General features: G+C 76.0%; 2 protein-coding genes. One reads left to right on the forward strand and one right to left on the reverse strand.

Annotated features, from left to right (window positions below; genetic code table 11):
* Positions 1 to 1,085 (forward strand): sensor histidine kinase (locus DQW85_RS23435; protein WP_162795286.1); only part of this gene is annotated, 1,085 nt, incomplete at its 5' end.
* Here the strand turns inward: DQW85_RS23435 and DQW85_RS23440 are convergent.
* The coding region (locus DQW85_RS23440; RefSeq protein ID WP_113702245.1) for a TAXI family TRAP transporter solute-binding subunit at positions 1,021 to 1,705 on the reverse strand (685 nt) is incomplete at its 5' end. The two genes, DQW85_RS23435 and DQW85_RS23440, sit on opposite strands and share 65 nt — an antisense overlap.

Genomic DNA, 1,705 nt, shown 5'->3' on the forward strand with positions numbered 1-1,705 from the left:
CGCAGCGCCCGCACGTGCTGTGGCCGTGGGACGACCGGCCGTACGTCGTCGTCGAGCCCGTGGTGCGCGACAGCCGGGTGCTCGGCGCGGCCGTCACGATCTCGCCGACCGGCCGCGCGCGCGGCGAGGTCGCCATGCAGCTCGCCTACCTGGGGCTCGGCGGCGTGGTCGCGCTGCTCGTGGTGGTGCCGGCGGTGGCGGTGCCCCTGGTGCGGTGGGTGCTGCGGCCGGTGCACGACCTGGACGAGGCGGCGCACGCGGTGGAGTCGGGCCGGCACGCCACGCACGTGTCCGACCGGACCGGGCCGCCGGAGCTGCGGCGGCTGGCGTCGAGCTTCAACGCGATGGCCGACAGCGTCGCCGCCGCCGTGCGCAAGCAGCGGGCGTTCGTCGCCCAGGCCTCGCACCAGCTCCGCAACCCCCTCACGGCGCTGCGGCTGCGGATCGAGAACGCGGAGGCGTTCGCCGGTGACCCGCACGGGCGCGAGGAGCTGCGGCTCGCCCTGGAGGAGGCGGACCGGCTCGGCGAGAGCGTCGACGCGCTGCTGCACCTCGCCCGCGCGGAGTCCACGTACGAGCCCCCCTGCCCGCTCGACGTGTCGGCCGCCGTGCGTCGGCGCGAGGTGGCCTGGCACGTCGCCTACGCCAGCTCGGCCACGCCGCTGGTGGTCGACGTGCCGGGCGGCCTGTCCGCCACCGCCCTGCCCGGCCTGCTCGACCACGCCCTGGACGCGCTGCTCGACAACGCGCTGAAGTTCGGGCAGGGAAGCCCTGTGGAGGTGACGGCCCGGACCCGCGACGGCGTGGTGGAGATCCGGGTGCGCGACTACGGGCCCGGCCTCCCGCCGGACGAGCTGGCCCGCGCCGGTGATCGGTTCTGGCGGAGTCCGCGGCACCAGAACGTGCCGGGGACGGGCCTGGGGCTCGCCATCACGCGCACCCTGGCCGAGGCGAGCGGCGGCTCGATGGCCCTGTCGGCCGCGAGGCCGCGCGGGCTCGAGGTCGTCATCACGCTGCCCGTCAGCGGTGCGACGAGCGGTACCAGCGAGCCGCTCCCTCGTGCAGGTCCAGAGGATAGGTCATGATCGCCGACCCCGGGTCGAGGCGGCGGGCCTCGGGGTGCACCTCGGCGAGCCGGGGCTGCCCCTCGAAGAGCAGCCGGGTCAGCCAGTAGGCCGTCCCCGGCGGAAGCTCGCGGCCGGCGACGAGATAGTTCGGCACGCTCACGGTCGTCACCGGGCTGGACAGACCGTAGACCGAGGCGGGCACCGTCGTCTCCGTGTAGAGGTCGCCGTACTCGCGGGTCAGCGACTCCGCCGTGGACTTCAGGTCGAGCAGCCGGACGCCGGTGCCGCGGCGGAGGTCGGTGATCGCGGCGCTGGGCAGCCCTCCGCTCCAGAAGAAGGCGTCGATCTGCCCGGCCGCGAGCGCCCGTGCCGAGGCCCCGACGTCGAGGCGGCGCAGCTCGACCTTGTCGGTGAGCCCGGCCACCTCCAGGATGCGCTCGCCCGTGACGGCCGTGCCGGACCCCTCGCCGCCGACCGACACGCGCCGTCCCTTCAGGTCGCGGACCGCCCGCACCGGGCCGTCATCGCGCACGACGAGCTGCACGTAGTTGTCGTACAGGCGGGCGAGCGCGACGATCGGCCGCGGGGCGCGGAACGGCGGCCGGCCGGCCACGGCGTCGGCCGCGACGTCGGCGAGC

Source organism: Nonomuraea lactucae, assembly GCF_003313395.1.
GTDB lineage: Bacteria > Actinomycetota > Actinomycetes > Streptosporangiales > Streptosporangiaceae > Nonomuraea > Nonomuraea lactucae.